The sequence below is a fragment of the Sporosarcina sp. P37 genome (genome assembly GCF_002109365.1).
Classification (GTDB): domain Bacteria; phylum Bacillota; class Bacilli; order Bacillales_A; family Planococcaceae; genus Sporosarcina.
Window position 1 is genome coordinate 1998157 of the sequence record NZ_CP015349.1, and the last position, 16759, is coordinate 2014915.

Annotated in this window: 14 protein-coding genes and 1 other annotated feature (1 of these 15 cut by a window edge); of the genes, 7 read left to right on the plus strand and 7 right to left on the minus strand. The window is 42.7% G+C overall.

Annotation, left to right across the window (positions count from 1 at the left end; genetic code table 11):
* Positions 1–2, plus strand: a binding site (T-box leader) (it extends 238 nt beyond the left edge of the window).
* 61 nt (positions 3–63) lie between these two features.
* Positions 64–1650 carry a 2-isopropylmalate synthase gene (locus SporoP37_RS10330; RefSeq protein WP_085430878.1) on the plus strand — a complete coding sequence of 529 codons (1587 nt, stop codon included), beginning with the start codon at positions 64–66 and terminating at the stop codon, positions 1648–1650.
* A 331-nt stretch (positions 1651–1981) separates the two neighbouring features.
* Here SporoP37_RS10330 and SporoP37_RS10335 read toward each other — a convergent pair whose 3' ends face one another.
* Positions 1982–3346 (minus strand): sigma-54 interaction domain-containing protein, encoded by a 1365-nt coding sequence (locus SporoP37_RS10335; RefSeq protein ID WP_085430879.1) that lies wholly within the window; start codon positions 3344–3346, stop codon positions 1982–1984.
* Between the two features lie 244 nt (positions 3347–3590).
* On the opposite strand from SporoP37_RS10335, the gene SporoP37_RS10340 reads away from it, so the two are divergent.
* The 6 genes from SporoP37_RS10340 (at position 3591) to SporoP37_RS10365 (ending at position 10350) form a co-directional block, all read left to right on the plus strand.
* Positions 3591–4625: an NAD(P)/FAD-dependent oxidoreductase gene (locus tag SporoP37_RS10340; RefSeq protein WP_085430880.1), complete on the plus strand. Its 1035-nt coding sequence runs from the start codon at positions 3591–3593 to the stop codon at positions 4623–4625.
* A gap of 24 nt (positions 4626–4649) precedes the next feature.
* Positions 4650–4898 carry a ferredoxin gene (locus SporoP37_RS10345; RefSeq protein WP_085430881.1) on the plus strand — a complete coding sequence of 83 codons (249 nt, stop codon included), beginning with the start codon at positions 4650–4652 and terminating at the stop codon, positions 4896–4898.
* 43 nt (positions 4899–4941) lie between these two features.
* On the plus strand, positions 4942–6036 hold the full coding sequence (locus SporoP37_RS10350) for an aromatic ring-hydroxylating oxygenase subunit alpha (RefSeq protein ID WP_085430882.1): 1095 nt from the start codon (positions 4942–4944) through the stop codon (positions 6034–6036).
* Positions 6029–7474, plus strand: coding sequence for an aldehyde dehydrogenase family protein (locus SporoP37_RS10355; protein WP_085430883.1), 1446 nt, complete (start codon positions 6029–6031; stop codon positions 7472–7474). The genes SporoP37_RS10350 and SporoP37_RS10355 overlap by 8 nt, the downstream gene beginning before the upstream one ends.
* A gap of 17 nt (positions 7475–7491) precedes the next feature.
* Entirely contained in the window at positions 7492–8574 is a 1083-nt protein-coding gene (locus SporoP37_RS10360; RefSeq protein WP_085431767.1) for a tartrate dehydrogenase, read from the plus strand.
* Between the two features lie 123 nt (positions 8575–8697).
* On the plus strand, positions 8698–10350 hold the full coding sequence (locus tag SporoP37_RS10365; protein ID WP_085430884.1) for a BCCT family transporter: 1653 nt from the start codon (positions 8698–8700) through the stop codon (positions 10348–10350).
* A 379-nt stretch (positions 10351–10729) separates the two neighbouring features.
* Here the strand turns inward: SporoP37_RS10365 and yedF are convergent, their stop codons facing one another.
* From yedF to SporoP37_RS10395, 6 genes are all read right to left on the minus strand, one after another.
* Positions 10730–10969 carry a sulfurtransferase-like selenium metabolism protein YedF gene (gene yedF, locus SporoP37_RS10370; protein ID WP_081243569.1) on the minus strand — a complete coding sequence of 80 codons (240 nt, stop codon included), beginning with the start codon at positions 10967–10969 and terminating at the stop codon, positions 10730–10732.
* Positions 10959–12167: a selenium metabolism membrane protein YedE/FdhT gene (gene yedE, locus SporoP37_RS10375; RefSeq protein WP_085430885.1), complete on the minus strand. Its 1209-nt coding sequence runs from the start codon at positions 12165–12167 to the stop codon at positions 10959–10961. The genes yedF and yedE overlap by 11 nt, the downstream gene beginning before the upstream one ends.
* A gap of 133 nt (positions 12168–12300) precedes the next feature.
* The gene (locus SporoP37_RS10380; RefSeq protein ID WP_081243571.1) at positions 12301–12870 is read right to left on the minus strand and encodes a nitroreductase family protein; all 570 of its coding nucleotides are present in this window, start codon (positions 12868–12870) and stop codon (positions 12301–12303) included.
* Positions 12871–12988: 118 nt separating this feature from the next.
* Complete coding sequence (locus SporoP37_RS10385) at positions 12989–14521, minus strand: AbgT family transporter (RefSeq protein ID WP_081243572.1); 1533 nt, start codon at positions 14519–14521, stop codon at positions 12989–12991.
* Positions 14522–14835: 314 nt separating this feature from the next.
* On the minus strand, positions 14836–15678 hold the full coding sequence (locus tag SporoP37_RS10390; RefSeq protein WP_081243573.1) for a YitT family protein: 843 nt from the start codon (positions 15676–15678) through the stop codon (positions 14836–14838).
* A gap of 83 nt (positions 15679–15761) precedes the next feature.
* On the minus strand, positions 15762–16658 hold the full coding sequence (locus SporoP37_RS10395) for a LysR family transcriptional regulator (protein WP_158233626.1): 897 nt from the start codon (positions 16656–16658) through the stop codon (positions 15762–15764).
* Positions 16659–16759 lie beyond the last annotated feature (101 nt).

Sequence of the window (16759 nt, forward strand, 5' to 3'; positions counted from 1 at the left end):
TATTTCAATATAGAGGCGGGGTTTTTTGTTTTTATTTTTTATAAAAAAAGGAGTGCAAAAGAGATGAGCAGAAAAATTTGGGTGTTTGATACAACGTTACGCGATGGAGAACAGGTACCTGGAGCTAAACTGAATCTGTATGAAAAAGTGGAGATTGCACAGCAACTGAAAAAATTAGGCGTAGATATAATCGAAGCCGGTTTTCCTGCTTCCTCTCAAGGCGATTTTGACGCGGTGAAAGCAGTTGCCCAGCGAGTGGGCAATACCGGCGATATTATGATTACTGCACTGGCACGGGCAGTTCAGGCAGATATCGACTCTGTCTACCATGCAGTGAAACATGCGGAAAACCCTATGATTCATATGGTGCTGGGCACTTCTGATATTCACGTGGAGAAAAAATTCAATAAATCAAAAGACCAGATCCTGCAAATCGGTGTGGACGCTGTAAAATATGCGAAAACATTACTGCCTGAAGTACAATATTCAACGGAAGATGCTTCACGCTCGGAGTTTGAATATTTATGGAAAACGATTGAATCCGTTATGAAAGCAGGCGCGACAATGATTAACGTGCCCGATACAGTGGGCTTCGCAGAGCCGGAAGAATTCGGGGCAATGATTTATAAATTGAATGACCGGATGAAAAACTTGAATCCGGATGTATTATTAAGTGTTCATTGCCATAATGACTTGGGCATGGCGACAGCCAATACGCTGGCGGCAGTGAAAAATGGTGCGGACAAAGTGGAGTGCACAATCAACGGGATCGGCGAACGTGCAGGAAATGCGGCGCTTGAAGAAGTGGTGATGGCGATACAGACGAGAAGCTCCGTCTACAATGTCAATACGAAAATTAACACGAAAGAAATTATTAACACTTCCCGTCTGGTATCCAATTTCATGGGGCTGGATGTACAGGTGAACAAGGCGATTACTGGCGACAATGCGTTTGCCCATTCCTCAGGAATTCACCAAGACGGCTTATTAAAATCACGTGATGCATATGAAATTGTTCATCCTGAAGACGTAGGTTTGGCCGATATGGAATTAGTTCTGACAGCACGTTCTGGACGTCACGCGGTGAAAAATGCGCTTGAAAAGCTTGGCTTTACGTATTTGAGCCCTGAAGAGTTTGAGGGGATCTTTGAAGGCTTCCTGACGCTGGCAGATATAAAGAAGGAAGTATATGACCATGACTTATATGTAATTGTAGAAAATTATTATGAAAAGAATGATAAGAAGAACGTGACGAATTACAGCGATCATTTCTTTGAGTTTGAAGATTTGCAAGTCATCAGTAATTCAAGCTTCCCTTCAGCCAGTGTCAAGATACGAAAAGGTGAAGAAATCTTCAAGACCAGTGCTGTCGGATCAGGCCCAATCGATGCGCTGTACTCAGCCATTGCGGAAGTAACACAAATCCCGGTGAAGCTAATCGGATATGATATCAGCAGTGTCTCACGCGGTAAAGATGCGCTTGGGAAAGTGAAGATCACTATTGCGCATGAAGGGGAAAGCTTTATCGCCAAAGCCGCAGACACCGATATCTTGAAAGCGAGCGCATTGGCGTACATTAATGCAATAAACGGCGTGATTGTAGCAGGTCTTAAGGAAGCTGCTGTGCAACAGACGGTTGTTAGCAGTTAATTAAAAGATAAACTTCAAAGAAAGTAATGGATGATAAACAATTATGTATTATTGTAAGCTCTCCCTGCCGTTTACTTTGGCAGGGAGCTTTTTTATGTTAATCAACAATTTATGTCGCCGTATTTCCTCCGTATACTACTAATAATAAGCGAAACTTGGAAAAAATGGGTAAGGACGATTTGAACTAAGCGATATTTTTAAGTTAATTATGGATGAAACACTTGAGATACAAAACTTACCAAGAACATGAGTAGGCGATTCCATTTCAGACAAGTCATAGTTGTCTGAAGGACGGCGCATTTATTACTAACAAAACCATATCTTTTTATCGTTAGTCTTCGTTGGGGCAGTGCTCCCTTATTAATCGTGAGGCTTTTGACTGGCTGATTTGTAGATCAGCGGCTACCCCCCTTGAAGTACCGAACTTCTGGTACGACCTTCTCACCATAGTGCCCGTGACATTATTCAATGCACTTTCCAGTGAATTCGAATAAAGCAATTCGGGAATTTCTTTTACTTTATCCAAAATTACTTCCGGAAGATCTTCCACCCCAATGACTGCTTCACTCGTAATTACTAAACGCTCCATCAGATTTTCCAGTTGGCGCACATTACCGGGCCATGAGTAATGATAAAGAACAGTTAAGCAATCTTCTGAAATAATTTTTGTGAAATTGTACTTATCATTGAACTTACTTAAAAAACTGTAAACTAAAGGAATTATATCATCTCTTCGTTCAGCTAATGAAGGCATATGGATATCAATAACATTAAGTCTATAAAATAAATCCTCACGGAACGTTTTATCCTGCACCATCTGAAGAAGATCTTGATTGGTGGCCGCAATGATACGGACATTCACTGTTTTACTAACGTTACTGCCTACCGGGATAAATTTCTTATCTTGAATTACTTGAAGTACTTTCGCTTGTAAAGGCAAAGCCAGTTCCCCAATTTCATCCAAGAATATAGTCCCGTTATCTGCCGCTTCAAACATTCCAATTTTACCTTCTTTTTTAGCTCCCGTAAACGAGCCTGCAATATAGCCGAAAAGTGCTGATTCTAACAAATCCTCGGGAATGGCAGCGCAATTTACATTGAGGAAGGGTTCATTTTTTCTCGTACTTAATTTGTGCAAGTGATAGGCTATGACTCCTTTACCAGTTCCAGATTGTCCATGTACCAGCACTGTGGAGTCTGTGGGTGCAACCTTTTCGCAGAAATGCAGGATTTTACGCATTTTTTTACTATTCATAATAATGGTATCTGTGAAGTTTTGGTCCAGTTCGGAAAGAGAAGGTTGTTCTTCCGTTGTTGTAAGTCGTGTGAAATCCTTAATTTCAGTTGCCGTAATGACGATGTATTCAATTTCGTTCTGTTTATTCAATATAGGGAAAGCCCTAGTCAGCAATTCAGCACCGATATTCGTTTGCTGGCGCGCCGAAACAGGAGTTTTCTCTTCTAATACCCGTGGAACGACGGAGGGTGTCCAATATCCCTCGTTGAAAAAGTCAGCATTATATCTGCCTAAAACGTCAGACTTTTTCACGCCGTAATGCTTTTCGCAGTTGCGGTTGACATAGACAATCTTAGTTTCTCCATCCAATACATAGATTTCATCTGAAGAATAATCCAATATTTTAAGAAGAGATTCCAAAGATAAGTCCATTTTTTCTGATTCCTTTTCGGAAGTCATTTATGTTCACCATCCTATACTTCATTTGAGTCAACTTTGGATACATTCTAACTTTTTTGAATCATATTTGACTCAATTGTAGCAGATTCTTTTTAAAAAAACGATAAGAATCTTATCCTCATACAGATTTAGAAAGTTGGCATGATACTTGCAACAGTATTTATTAACGCGGCAAAAATGAGGGAGTTCCCTAATCGCCCCGTAACTATATTAGTAGATAAAAATAAAAACAAGGAGGCACAACATGAATAGAACTGATGAAGTTAGCGACATAACAATTATTGGCGGTGGACCGGTCGGTCTATTTACAGCATTTTACGCGGGGCTTCGACAAATGTCTGTAAAAGTTATTGAAAGTTTGCCACAACTGGGTGGCCAACTGTCAGCATTGTATCCTGAAAAGTATATTTATGATATCGCTGGTTTTCCTAAAGTAAGAGCACAGGAGTTGGTAGATAATCTGATTGAACAAATGAATCAATTCCCGACTACTGTCTGCTTGGGTGAAACGGTCTTGCAAGTTGATAAAGAAAATGACGGTATTTTCAAACTGACAACAAATTGCGGAGTGCATTATACAAGAACGATTGTTGTTACTGCGGGTAACGGGGCTTTCCAAGCAAGAAAGATGGGGATCGAGAGCGAGGAGAAATTCCGGGAAAAGAATATTCATTACTTTGTTCAGAATATGAATCAATTCCAGAATAAGAGAGTGGCTTTATTCGGTGGCGGAGATTCAGCGGTGGATTGGGCATTGATGCTGGAGCCGATTGCAGAAAAAGCATCCATCATTCATCGAAGAGATAAGTTTCGTGCACATGAACATAGCGTGGAATTATTAAAACAATCCAAAGTGCATCGATTGACACCTTATGTCCCAGTCGAATTGTTGGGAGATGAAAGAATTGAGAAAGTAATTCTAAAGCATTCTAAAACAGAAGAAATTGTAGAGCTTGAAGTCGATGATGTACTAGTCAATTACGGTTTTGTTTCATCACTAGGGCCTATCAAGGACTGGAATCTTGAAATAGAAAAAAACTCCATTGTGGTCAATTCGAAAATGGAAACGAATATCGAAGGGCTATACGCGGTAGGGGATATCTGCACATATGAAGGAAAAGTAAAGTTGATTGCATCTGGTTTTGGTGAAGCGCCTGTCGCGGTGAGCAGTGCAAAAGTATATATCGATCCAACAGCAAAAACGCAGCCGTTGCATAGTACCAGCATCATGGGAGAATCGGAAGAAGCACCAAAGAAAGTGACTGCCGGAGTCAACTGATTATTTTAGATAGGAGGCTAGGAAATGGCACAATATACAATGGTGGAGCGAAGCACATGTATCGCTTGCGGGGCGTGTAACCCGGTTGCCCCTGAATTGTTTGACTACACTGCCGACGGATTTGCTTTTGCTTTATTGGATGACAATGAAGGTATTACTGAAGTACCAGAAGATTTGATCGAAGATTTGGAAGACGCATTCGAAGGTTGCCCGACAAATTCCATCAAAATGGCGGATGCACCATTCTCTTGCCAGGGAATTGAAGCTAGTTAATTGATTAATGAATGATAAAATATAACTCCAAGGAGAATGAAAAATGGCTTATAATAAAGTACAGAACGCGACGGAAAGAACATTCGAAAGAACGATGCCTTACAATTTATTTACTGACCCAAAGGTATTGGAAAAAGAAAGAGAAATGATTTTTGCAAAGAGTTGGCAATTAGTCGGTCATGTAAGCCAAGTTGAGAAGAAAGGAGCCTTCTTCACTACTCAGATTGGCGATGATCCCATTATCGTTATTCGCGGAACAGATGAAGTCCTTCGTGCATTTTATAATGTTTGTCCTCATAGAGCGACAAAACTCGAGAAAAGCGATTCAGGTAAAAAGAAAATTCTTCAATGTTCATATCATGGTTGGACATTCAAAACGGATGGCGATCTAAACAAAGCACCTAACTTCCGAAGCGAAGAAGATGCTGCTTGTGTTAAAGATGCATGCCTTCGTCCGGTCAGAATGGAAGTAATTGAATCTTTGATTTTCGTTAACTTGGATGACGATGCAAAACCATTGGCTGAATCATATGGTGATTTCTTCGATCGCTTAGGTAAGTTTGAATTCTTGAAGAACTTGCAATTTACTCACAAGAAATCCCGTCATATTAAAGCAAACTGGAAAGCATTTATTGAAAACTATCTTGAATGTGACCATTGCCACGTAGCACATCCAAGCTTTATTGACACACTGGATATGGACGACTATCAGATCATTACATGTGAAAACTACTCTATTCAGGGTTCCATGGTTAAGCCTGACAAACAATATGGAGAAGTAAATCTGGATGAAGCAGAAATGCAAGGCGGATCATTCTTCTGGTTATGGCCGAACTTGATGCTGACAATTTATCCGGGACCTGCAAACATGGCATCTATCCAATTGGTTCCGATCGATCATGAAAATACTGAAATCGTTTACACATATTACTTTAGCGAAGACAGTTTGGAAAAGTTGACTCAGGAAGAAAAAGACTTGATGACATTCGCAGAGCAAGTTCGCTTTGAAGATATAGAATTGGTTGAATTAGAGCAACTTGGCTTTAAATCCCGTGCATTCAAAAAAGGCCGTTACTCTCAATCTGAACAAGCAATAGTACAATTCCATGAAATGGTCCTGGAGGCGCTCAATGAATAAACTACTTGATAAAACAGCAGCTAAACAATTGATAATCAACGGTGAATATGTGGAAGCTCCAAGCTATGCTCCACTTTTCTCTCCATACTCTGGAGAGAAAATTACGGATATTGCCATAGCGGACCAAGCGTTGACTGAAAAAGCGATTGAAGCAGCATATAATGCAAGAAAAGTAATTGGAACGATGCCTGCATTTCAACGGGCAGAAATATTGGAAAACGTAGTGAAGATCCTGACTGAAAGAGCAGAAGAAGCGGCAATAGTCATTTCAACTGAATCTGCAAAGCCCATCATGTTTGCACGTGCTGAAGTATCAAGAACTGTTGAGACATACAAATTCGCTGCGGAGGAAGCAAAGCGCATACATGGAGAAACGATTCCCTTTGACGCTGCTTCCGGTGGTGTGGGGCGTATAGGATATACATTGCGCGAGCCAATCGGTGTCATTGCTGCCATTACACCTTTCAACTTCCCGATGAATCTTGTGGCGCATAAGGTAGGGCCGGCGATTGCAGCAGGAAACCCGATTGTGCTGAAACCGGCATCTCAAACGCCTTTATCTTCTCTTTTCATCGCGGAAGTGTTTAAAGACGCAGGTCTTCCAGCGGGTGTATTAAATGTAATTACAGGACCAGGCGGCGTCATTGGCGACGTATTGGTCATGGATGAGCGTGTTAAGCTGGTCACATTTACTGGCAGCCCGAGTGTTGGAATTGGTATCAGTAATAAGGCTGGATTAAAGAAGACAACGTTGGAGCTGGGGTCGAACTCTGCATTGATCATCGATAAAGATATAGATATTGATTCCATCATTGAACGCTGCATTATGGGGGCTTTCTCAAATCAAGGCCAGGTATGTATTTCAACGCAACGTATTTATGTCCACGAAGATCTTTATGACGAATTCACGACTAAGTTCGCAGCGGCAGCTAAAAAGTTAAAGCTGGGAGATCCATTGGCGGAAGATACGTACATTTCTTCATTGATTTCGAAGAAGGAATTGGAACGCACGCTTAGCTGGATTGAAGAAACGAAAATAGGTGAAGCAGAAGTTCTTGCAGGCGGTCAGGCGCAAAACGGCGTGCTTGAACCAACGATTATTACCAATGTGGATCACTCACTGAAAGTATCTTGCCAGGAGGTATTTGCTCCGATTGTTGTTGTGAATAAAGTAGAGTCTGTGCAGGCTGCTATTGAGCTAGTCAATGATTCCCGCTTCGGACTGCAGGCAGGAATTTATACTAATAATGTACAGCATGCACTATATGCATCAAAAAATCTGGAAGTGGGCGGCGTGATCATCAATGACGTACCTACTTACCGTGTAGACCAAATGCCATACGGCGGTGTGAAAGAAAGTGGCACAGGACGTGAAGGGCTAAAATATGCCATTGAAGAAATGACCGAAATGAAGCTTGTTGTTTGGAATCAAGGATGAAAGTGGTGGGTTCTGAAATGAAGATTTATAAGATTGCAGTAATCGCCGGGGACGGGATTGGTCCTGAAGTCATTGATGAAGGAATTAAAGTGCTAAAAAAGGTTGCCGAACTCGACGGCGGTTTCACCTTTGATTTCACTTATTTTCCTTGGGGCTGTGAATACTATACCCGTGAAGGACGCATGATGGCAGAAGATGGAATTGAACAACTAAAGAAGTTCGACGCGATCTATTTGGGAGCTGTTGGTTTTCCGGGTGTTCCGGATCATATCTCATTATGGGATCTTCTGTTGATTATCCGTAAAAGTTTCGATCAATATGTCAATATCCGTCCCGTGACATTATTGGAGGGTGCCCACTGCCCGCTTCAAAATGTCGAGCGCAAAGATATTGATATGCTGTTTATCCGTGAAAATACGGAAGGTGAATATTCAGGAGCAGGAGATTGGCTATTTAAAGGCCAGGAACATGAAGTGGTCCTTCAAAATGGAGTATTCTCTCGCAAAGGTACAGAAAGAATTATTCGCTATGCTTTTGAAACTGCTAAAAAACAAGGTCGCAGCCTGACTAGTATCAGTAAAGCAAATGCATTAAACTATTCGATGGTCTTCTGGGATCAAGTATTTGAAGAAGTAAGTGCAGACTATCCGGAAGTGAAAACAGCTTCCTATTTAGTGGATGCCGCTGCTATGCTGATGATCACAGATCCTAAGCGGTTTGAAGTAGTGGTTACTTCAAATTTATTCGGCGACATTTTAACGGATGTAGGCGCGGCACTCGCGGGTGGAATCGGTCTGGCTGCGGGAGCAAACATTAACCCAGAGGGCACATTCCCTTCAATGTTTGAACCTGTTCACGGCTCGGCGCCCGATATTGCAGGAAAAGGAATCGGCAATCCTTTAGCCACTATCTGGTCTGCAAGTCAAATGCTTGATCATTTCGGTTACGAAACATACGGCAAAATGGTAGTGGATTCTATCGAACGGTTATTAGTCGAGGATGAAGTGCTGACACCCGATATGAAAGGAAGCGCCTCTACTTCAGAAGTAGGGGATCGGATTGTAGATATCATAGGAAGCTTGCAATCAGTAAAGGCTTAAATTCGATCTAATCGGTGTTATGCAAATAACACCGATTAGAATTTAACAAATGCCTGCTCGTTTGGCTGTGTGGGGATTCTCGACACATCGACACAAGTGGGTCTTTGAAATAGGAGCGGTAATATGAGAGATAAAAAAACTGTGTTTTATTCTTCTTTGGCTGTTAGCTTAGCTTTAATAAGTGTCGGTATTTTTGCGCCGAAGCAGCTTGAGAACTTCTCCAATTCCTCACTTAGCTTTATCTATAATAATCTAGGTTGGTTCATTTTGGGAAGCGTTTTCATCTTCTTTGCTTTTTGTATGTATATCGGAATGTCCAAATTTGGTCATATACGATTGGGAGATGATGATGATCGGCCGGAATATAAGACAGCCACTTGGATCGGTATGCTATTTAGTGCTTCTATAGGAATCAGCCTCGTCTTCTGGGGAGTTGCAGAACCAGTTTCCTACTACATCGATCCTCCCTTTGGAACGGGCTATTCGGAAGAAGCTGCAAAAACATCAATGCAATTCGTTTTCCTGCATTGGGGTGTTTCGGCGTGGGCTTGTTATGCATTGATCGGCGTATCGTTAGCATTTTTCCAGTTTCGGAAAAAGTTGCCGGCCTCTTTAAGTTCCGTCTTTTACCCGTTGGTCGGCGATAAAATTCGAGGAGCTTTCGGCAAAACCATCGACGTCATTGTCATCCTATCCATCGTCATTGGGATTGCGACTTCGCTTGGCTTTGGAACACTGCAAGTAAATAGTGGCATGAACTACCTCTGGGATGTGCCGGTCGGTATTTCCACACAAGCGATCATCATCATAGTCGTCAGTATTATTTATGTGGCATCAACTGTTTCGGGTCTTCAAGGGGCGATGAAGCATCTATCCAACTTGAATATGTTACTGGCGTTCGCTTTATTGGGGCTGGTGCTTATCTTTGGTCCGACACAGATGATTATGAAAATATTCTTCCAAGGAATAGGTGATTATGCGCAAAACTTCATCAGCATGTCCTTCCGTACTGAGCCATATGGAGACGGTTCGTGGATTTCAAGTTGGACGTTGTTCTATTTTGGCTGGTGGATCGCATGGGCTCCTTTAGTCGGCAGCTTTGTAGCCAGGATTTCAAAAGGCAGAACGATAAAAGAATTCATGTTCGGTGCAATATTCATCCCCGTATTGGGATCTTTCACTTGGTTTTCAGTCATGGGCGGCTCGGCGATCGCGTTCATCCAGAATGCAGGCGAGACTGCAATTGCAGCTGCAGTGGAAGCCGACATTACATCGGCACTGTTTAAGTTTTTTGAATACTTGCCATTGAGCGTATTTTTGAGTATTTTAGCCATGGTGCTAGTAATTGTTTTCTTTATTACTTCCGCAAACTCAGCCGTATTTGTACTTGGAATGATTAGTGAAAATGGCAATCCAAATCCATCACATATGACGAAGATCGTATGGGGAGTTATCATCGCAGCTATCTCTGTCGTGTTGATCATGACAGGCGGCTTAGCAGGGCTGCAATCAGCACTTGTTGCCACAGCCATTCCAATCGCAGTCTTGATGCTTTTCATGTGCTACTCAACATTTATCGGATTAAAAGAAGAGGCTGCAATCATTTCTGGAGAAGAAACGAAAGAGAAGGTGGGACTTTTTAAAACGGAAAAGATGGAAGAGACGAATATAGAACCGGCTATCCTAGCAGAAGTGAAAGTGACGAATAAAGAACCGGCCATCTTAGCAGAAGTGGATGAGACACGGGAAGAGGAGATGTTAGTCACGAACAAATGATTTCTTTAAAAGACCAATGGACGAGACTGAACCATTGTAAGCGGTAACACTGATTGGTATGGTAAAAGGTTAAATGAAAAGGGCTGTTGCTTGGGTATAATGAATAGTTTTCGGACAGAGCAGCCGTTATTACTGCATTACCGCTCGTTTTCATCACGCTGTTAATGATTGCTTCGTTCATGAAATGGGTGTGCCAAGTTGAAAAAATGGTATCCATGTGTATGAAGGGGCACCATATAAAGAACCGGACAAACAAATAGTTGAAATAACTATTGAACGAGGAATGAAGAATAAAACTACGACCCAAATCCTTGAAAAAGAACATTTGGTTTAAATTCACATTGGAAAAGACAGAAGCCATAATGACTTCTGTCTTTTCTCATGCGTAAATATAAAACAAATACTCCTGTCCGTTCTTCACGGGGTCCTTTGCAAATTTATAGCCGTGCGCGACGGCCTCTTCCGGTACGTTGCGGAAAGAGCCCGGGCAATCAGTGATGACCTGCAGTAATTCTCCTTTATTCATACTTTCAAGTGTCTCAAGTGTATAGATGACAGGATAAGGACATGATTCTCCGCGAAGATCGAGTGTGAAGTCCGCGTCTAATTCAGCTTGCATGTATATATCTTCCTTTCTTGACTGCCAATTTGCGGTGGTATCGTTTTTCTCCGTAAACCGTCAGTGCATAAAGTCCGCCAAGCATAATAAGTGAAAGAACAATTGCGCCGACTGGTCCGACGGTATCGAGCAAATTGATTTTTGCTCCGCTCTTTACTAATACATGATAGACGCCGAGATGATCCCATGCATAGGCAAGGAATGTAGCGCCGATAATATTACCCGCGAACACCGGCAAGAATACTAATTGGCCTTCCATGAGGCGGTACATCATACCGGTTTCACAGCCTGAAGCCATGACAATGCCAAGTCCAAATAGCGCGCCGCCGATAAATGTGCTAAGCGCTGCGATTTGTGTAATCGGCGTCAAGTCATAGATGGAAATAATGACTATAGTCAAAATAGAACTGACAGCCATGCCGGCAATAATTGCTTTAGCCATCATGCTGCGTCCAACGAGAAATAAATCACGGAATGCAGAAGTGAAACAAATCTGTCCCCGTTCAATCAGAATACCGAACGCGAGCCCAAAAAGTGCACCTAAACCGAGTAATTTTTGGCCGGACGCAAAGAAATAGACAATCAGTCCGATGTATAAAACGGCAAACGTTCCGCCTATATACGGCTGAATTACACGTTTCTTGAGAGGTGTCGGCTTCGCATTTCCCCGCATCAAAGAAGGCTTGCCTTTCCACCAGCGCGCTTTCGTCAGTTTGGCTCCAAAAAATGTTCCGATTCCCGTCGCCGCAATGAAAATCCAAGAGTGAAAAGAGAATTGGGGAACGCCGGTAAAGAACGCCGCTAAATTACAGCCAAGTGCCAGACGTGCGCCAAACCCCGCGATGATGCCGCCGATTAAACCTTGCACGTAGCGCCGTTTCTGCTGCGGCAAGCGAACTTTGAAGCTGTTGCTTAGCAGCACCATAATAAGTGCGCCCGCGAACATCCCCCATACAATCCAGCCGTCAGGCCGGTTCCACGTGGCGCCCTGCAGATGCACCATATCAAAATACTGCCAATCCGATATGTCTGCACCAAATAATAACAGAAGATCGCCGCCAAGCCGGGTAAATTCACCGGTTACAGCCCAAACGGTCGAAGTGATGCCGAAATATACTGCACTGAGAATACCGGCTATCAGTAAGACGAGATAGGGGTTCCAATAGTGTTGAAAAATAGGTTGTATCATTTTTTTCATGTTCGGTTGCCCCTTGTGAAAGTTCTTTTTCTAGTGTAATCCTAATTTTACAGAAATCAAGTACTTGATTATACAGATTCAAAGAAAAATCACGATTACCAGCTTCAGTTGAATGAAGCGGTAACCGTGATATTTACTCATCGATAATTGTTAATACATTACGGATATCTGCACGCTGCTCGGGCTTTGGCACGTGCTTTGGATAACCGATCATAAGTGTGCCAACAATTTTCTCATCTTCTTTAACACCGATGGCTTCTTTGAACACCGGATCATGTGTCCAGTCGTTCGTGCGCCAAATCATGCCGATGCCGCGTTCCCATGCCGCCAGCTGGAAGTTTTGAACCATTGCAGAGATTGCTGCATAATCTTCATCCCAACGTTTTTTACGCGGGTCTTCTGGCATGATCACGACTAAATGAAGCGGAATATCGCGGAAATAATTCGCTTTATTTTTTGCTTTATCGGGTACGCTGCCGTCGCGCTCCTGCGAAGCAAGAAAAGCTTCAATGAATTTTTCCTTGCCTTTATCTGCATACAGCTGGAAGCGCCAAGGCTCTGTCAATTTGTGATTCGGAGCCCATTTTGCGACGTTCAGCAGTTCAATCAATTCTTCTATATCGACCGGATCGGTTGTAAATTTCTTTATAGAGCGTCTTCCCATGATTGCTGTCTCTACATCATTCTTTCCTGTGTAGTTCATTGTCGAAAACTCCTTTTCTGCAAGTAGAATTTATCTAAATGAAAACGGTTATCAACTACTATCTTAACACAAAAAATCCCGTAAGAGCAATGTATGCTCTTACGGGATGCGAAATGCCTTATTTAAGGTAGTAGATAGGAGATCCGGGACCGAGGTCGATTCCGAGAAGCATCCATACAACGAGCGTGAGGCTCCAGAACAATAAGAAGAACATGGAATACGGGAACATAACGGAAACGAGTGTACCGATTCCCATTTTCTTGTCATACTTCTGAGCAAATGCAATGATGATCGCAAAGTATGTCATGAGCGGAGAAATGATGTTCGTTGAAGAATCCGCTACACGATATGCCATTTGCGTCAGTTCAGGGGAGTAGCCAAGCTGCATCATGATAGGTACGAATACCGGTGCCATCATGGCCCATTTTGCAGATGCACTTCCGATGAATAAGTTGATAAACGCTGCAATAACGATAAACATCAGCAGCAGCGGAATACCTTTCAAGTTAATACTGTCAAGGAAATTAGCACCGTAGACGCCCAGCACTAAGCCCATATTGGATTCAGAGAAGAATGCAACGAACTGGCTCGCTGTGAATGACAGCACGATAAACATACCCATTGCGGCCATTGTTGTCGACATCATCGCAGCCACATCTTTATCACTGCGAATTAATTTTGTCACTCTTCCGTAAACAAGACCCGGAACGAAGAACATGAACGCAATAATCGGCACAAGTGATTTCATGAACGGCGATTTAATGATTGGCATATCTGCCTCATCTCCGCGCAGCGGTGCTCCCGGGAAGATCACAAGAAGCGCCACAAGAATTCCCGCAACAATGACGGAAACACCTGCCCAAATTAACCCTTTTTTCTCAAGACGAGTGAGTTTTTCTACCTTTTCACGGAACTCGCCGTTATATTCACCAAGACGCGGCTCCACAATCTTTTCTGTGACCCATGCACCGACAAATGTCAGCACGATTACAGAGAATGCGATAAAGTAGTAGTTCATCGCAATATTCATACCTTCTGCATACTCAGGGTTGATAATGGCTGCCGACATGATAGTCAGCTCCCCAAGCAGTGCATCTGTTCCTGATAACAGCAGGTTGGCACTGAAACCTCCCGAAACACCGGCAAAAGCTGCTGCAAGACCGGCCAGCGGGTGTCTGCCGAGCGCTGCGAACAATACTGCACCAAGTGGCGGCAGGACAACATAGCCCGCGTCAGAAGCTACACTGGACATAACCCCTGCAAATACTAAACCGAGTGTAATCAGACGTTTTGGCACAGACATGACAAAACCGCGCAGCAAGGCACTGATTAAGCCTGAACCTTCCGCAACTCCGATTCCAAGCATTGTGATCAGCACAACGCCCAGCGGAGCAAAACCGATGAAGTTATCGGTCATATTGGTAATAATATAATGGATTCCTTCACTGCTTAGAAGGTTGTGTACTTCGATCATTTCGCCTTCTTTGCCCGGATGCTCAGCACTGATGCCAAAATAAGATACCACTGCCGATAAAACGATGACTAACAAAGCAAGAAGAGCGAATAATGTAACCGGGTGCGGCAGGCGGTTACCGGTCTTTTCGATCATATCCAAAAACTTCTGGAAAAATCCTCTTTTTTGTGTATCCATGATGTTCTCCTTCCAATTTAAAATGCTATTCATTGAGTTGTGAAAGAGCATAAATATTTCAGACAACGTCAAGTATATAGAAGAAAGCAACCCAGTTAAACACTTAATTGAAATGATTAATTTGGAAGATTGTTGCGATTTTTGGGAGGAGGGCGAATAGTGTAAATGTACAGGAAAAAACCTGCCGGAATGTCAGGCAGGCTGGGGTGTTTACCGGCAGTGGGGAATCACCGGCTTTTACATTCTTTGCATAAAGCAGCGGCAGCGTGATGAATGGGAAAACGTTAAAAGATACGGCTATTACCAGCCGCTCCTTATTTCGGCCGTCTTTCTTTAAATCCTCGCTTGAAAATTTCCTGAACGTTATTGATTGTAACGTACGCATCTTCGTCAATACGTTCCAAAATACGGCGCAGCTGCACAATTTCGGTCTGGTTGATAATGATATATAAAATAGCCTGTTTTTCGAGCGTATAGCCCCCGCGGCCGTCCAGAATTGTTACGCCCCGGCCCATCGTAGTGAGTAATTCACGGCGAATCGTTTCCTGATGTTTGGAAATAATCATGACTGCTTTTCGGTCATCTGCACCGTCTACGATTTTATCAATCACTTTTGCACCGACATAGACTGCAACCAGCGTGAACATGGCTTTTTCCTTGCCGATGACGAAGGACGACAATAAAATGACGGTAATATCGATCACCAGAACGGCTTTCCCGACACTCCAGCCAAGCCATTTTTGCATCATGCGCGCAAGTGTAGTGGCCCCTCCGGAAGTACCGCCGACACGGAAAATCATGCCGAGACCGCCGCCGACAAATAGGCCGGCGAAAAGAGCAGCGAGCAGCGTGTCACTCCCCAGTTGCTCCCCCCAGTTCTTCGTCACTTCCAGAAAGATCGACATGAAGATAATGGTGATGACTGTATAAATAATCGTGCGCCTGCTGAAGAACTTATAGCCAATCGCAACGAGTGTCACGTTCAGGACGAAGCTGACCAGTCCCGGCGACCATTCAAATAAATAGTATGTAATGATGGTAACCCCGATGACGCCGCCTTCAGATAACATATTTGGAATGGCGAAGTAGTTAATGCCGATTGCGAATATGAATGAACCTACCAGTAAAGCGGAGTAATCCAGAAGTCTTCGCTGCATGCAATCTCCTCTTTCCCCGTAGCAGACAGCAGTCTGCTAGTATAGTGACTAAAAATAACCTTACTATATACCTCTTGCGCAAATCAATCCATATATTTGGCCAATTCGCTATTTTCAAGCTTCTCAATAAACTTCTCCAATGCTTTTGAATAAGGCTGTGATTTATTCGTTACATAATAAAATGTCCGGGCATCCTGATAACCTTGAATTGTCAATGCCTTTAGCGCCCCTTGCTCGAGCTCTTCCTTTACTGCCACTTTAGAAGTATACGAAATGCCAATACCGTTCTTCACCGTTTCTTTTATGACCCTTGTGCTTCCGAACTCCAAGACCCGTTTAGGAACCAGTTTTGTCCTGGCCAGCATAGTGTCCGTTACTTGGCGTGTGCCTGATCCGTTTTCACGAATAATCCACGTTTGCTCAGCTAGTTCACTGAGAGAGATGACGTCTCCGTTGTTTTTGGGAAAGTCGTTAGGGACGATGATGACCATATCATCCTGTGAAAAAGGGACGGTCAGTAACTCGTCATAAAAGATTTCTCTTTCAATAATACCAATATCCAAGTCTTTTTGCTTTACTTGATTGGCGATGCGAATAGAATTTTTGATAGTAATTTTGGGGTTAATATTCGGATGGTTTTTGATGAATGTGGAAATTACATCCGGTAAAAAGTACTCTCCGAATATAAAGCCTGATCCGATCGTTAGGGAACCTGTAATTCCTTCTTTCAATTCATCAATCATTCTGCCGGCAAGAGCATACTGATTCATAATCTGTTTCGCATGAAGATATAGAACTTCGCCGGCTTTCGTCATTTTGATGCTTTTGTTTGTTCTGTCCAGCAGCTGTGTTTTAAATTGATCCTCCAGTACTTTAATATTTTGGCTGACGGCTGATTGGGTGATAAATAATTTTTCCGCGGCCCGCGTAAGATTTCCTTTTTCTACGACTGTCAAAAATACGTTCAGTAATCGATCCATGAAACAGCCTCCTTTAATCATTAATAATTCTAATGATGAACACAAAAATGATTAATTTTATTTCTATTTATATTAATGCTAATATTTTAATTAATCAATAA

Bases quoted from the DNA above. Each gene is read 5' to 3' on its own strand.
- SporoP37_RS10330 (WP_085430878.1), top strand. From the start codon at position 64: ATGAGCAGAAAAATTTGGGTGTTTGATACAACGTTACGCGATGGAGAA.
- SporoP37_RS10335 (WP_085430879.1), bottom strand. From the start codon at position 3,346: ATGACTTCCGAAAAGGAATCAGAAAAAATGGACTTATCTTTGGAATCT.
- SporoP37_RS10340 (WP_085430880.1), top strand. From the start codon at position 3,591: ATGAATAGAACTGATGAAGTTAGCGACATAACAATTATTGGCGGTGGA.
- SporoP37_RS10345 (WP_085430881.1), top strand. From the start codon at position 4,650: ATGGCACAATATACAATGGTGGAGCGAAGCACATGTATCGCTTGCGGG.
- SporoP37_RS10350 (WP_085430882.1), top strand. From the start codon at position 4,942: ATGGCTTATAATAAAGTACAGAACGCGACGGAAAGAACATTCGAAAGA.
- SporoP37_RS10355 (WP_085430883.1), top strand. From the start codon at position 6,029: ATGAATAAACTACTTGATAAAACAGCAGCTAAACAATTGATAATCAAC.
- SporoP37_RS10360 (WP_085431767.1), top strand. From the start codon at position 7,492: ATGAAGATTTATAAGATTGCAGTAATCGCCGGGGACGGGATTGGTCCT.
- SporoP37_RS10365 (WP_085430884.1), top strand. From the start codon at position 8,698: ATGAGAGATAAAAAAACTGTGTTTTATTCTTCTTTGGCTGTTAGCTTA.
- yedF (WP_081243569.1), bottom strand. From the start codon at position 10,969: ATGCAAGCTGAATTAGACGCGGACTTCACACTCGATCTTCGCGGAGAA.
- yedE (WP_085430885.1), bottom strand. From the start codon at position 12,167: ATGAAAAAAATGATACAACCTATTTTTCAACACTATTGGAACCCCTAT.
- SporoP37_RS10380 (WP_081243571.1), bottom strand. From the start codon at position 12,870: ATGAACTACACAGGAAAGAATGATGTAGAGACAGCAATCATGGGAAGA.
- SporoP37_RS10385 (WP_081243572.1), bottom strand. From the start codon at position 14,521: ATGGATACACAAAAAAGAGGATTTTTCCAGAAGTTTTTGGATATGATC.
- SporoP37_RS10390 (WP_081243573.1), bottom strand. From the start codon at position 15,678: ATGCAGCGAAGACTTCTGGATTACTCCGCTTTACTGGTAGGTTCATTC.
- SporoP37_RS10395 (WP_158233626.1), bottom strand. From the start codon at position 16,658: ATGGATCGATTACTGAACGTATTTTTGACAGTCGTAGAAAAAGGAAAT.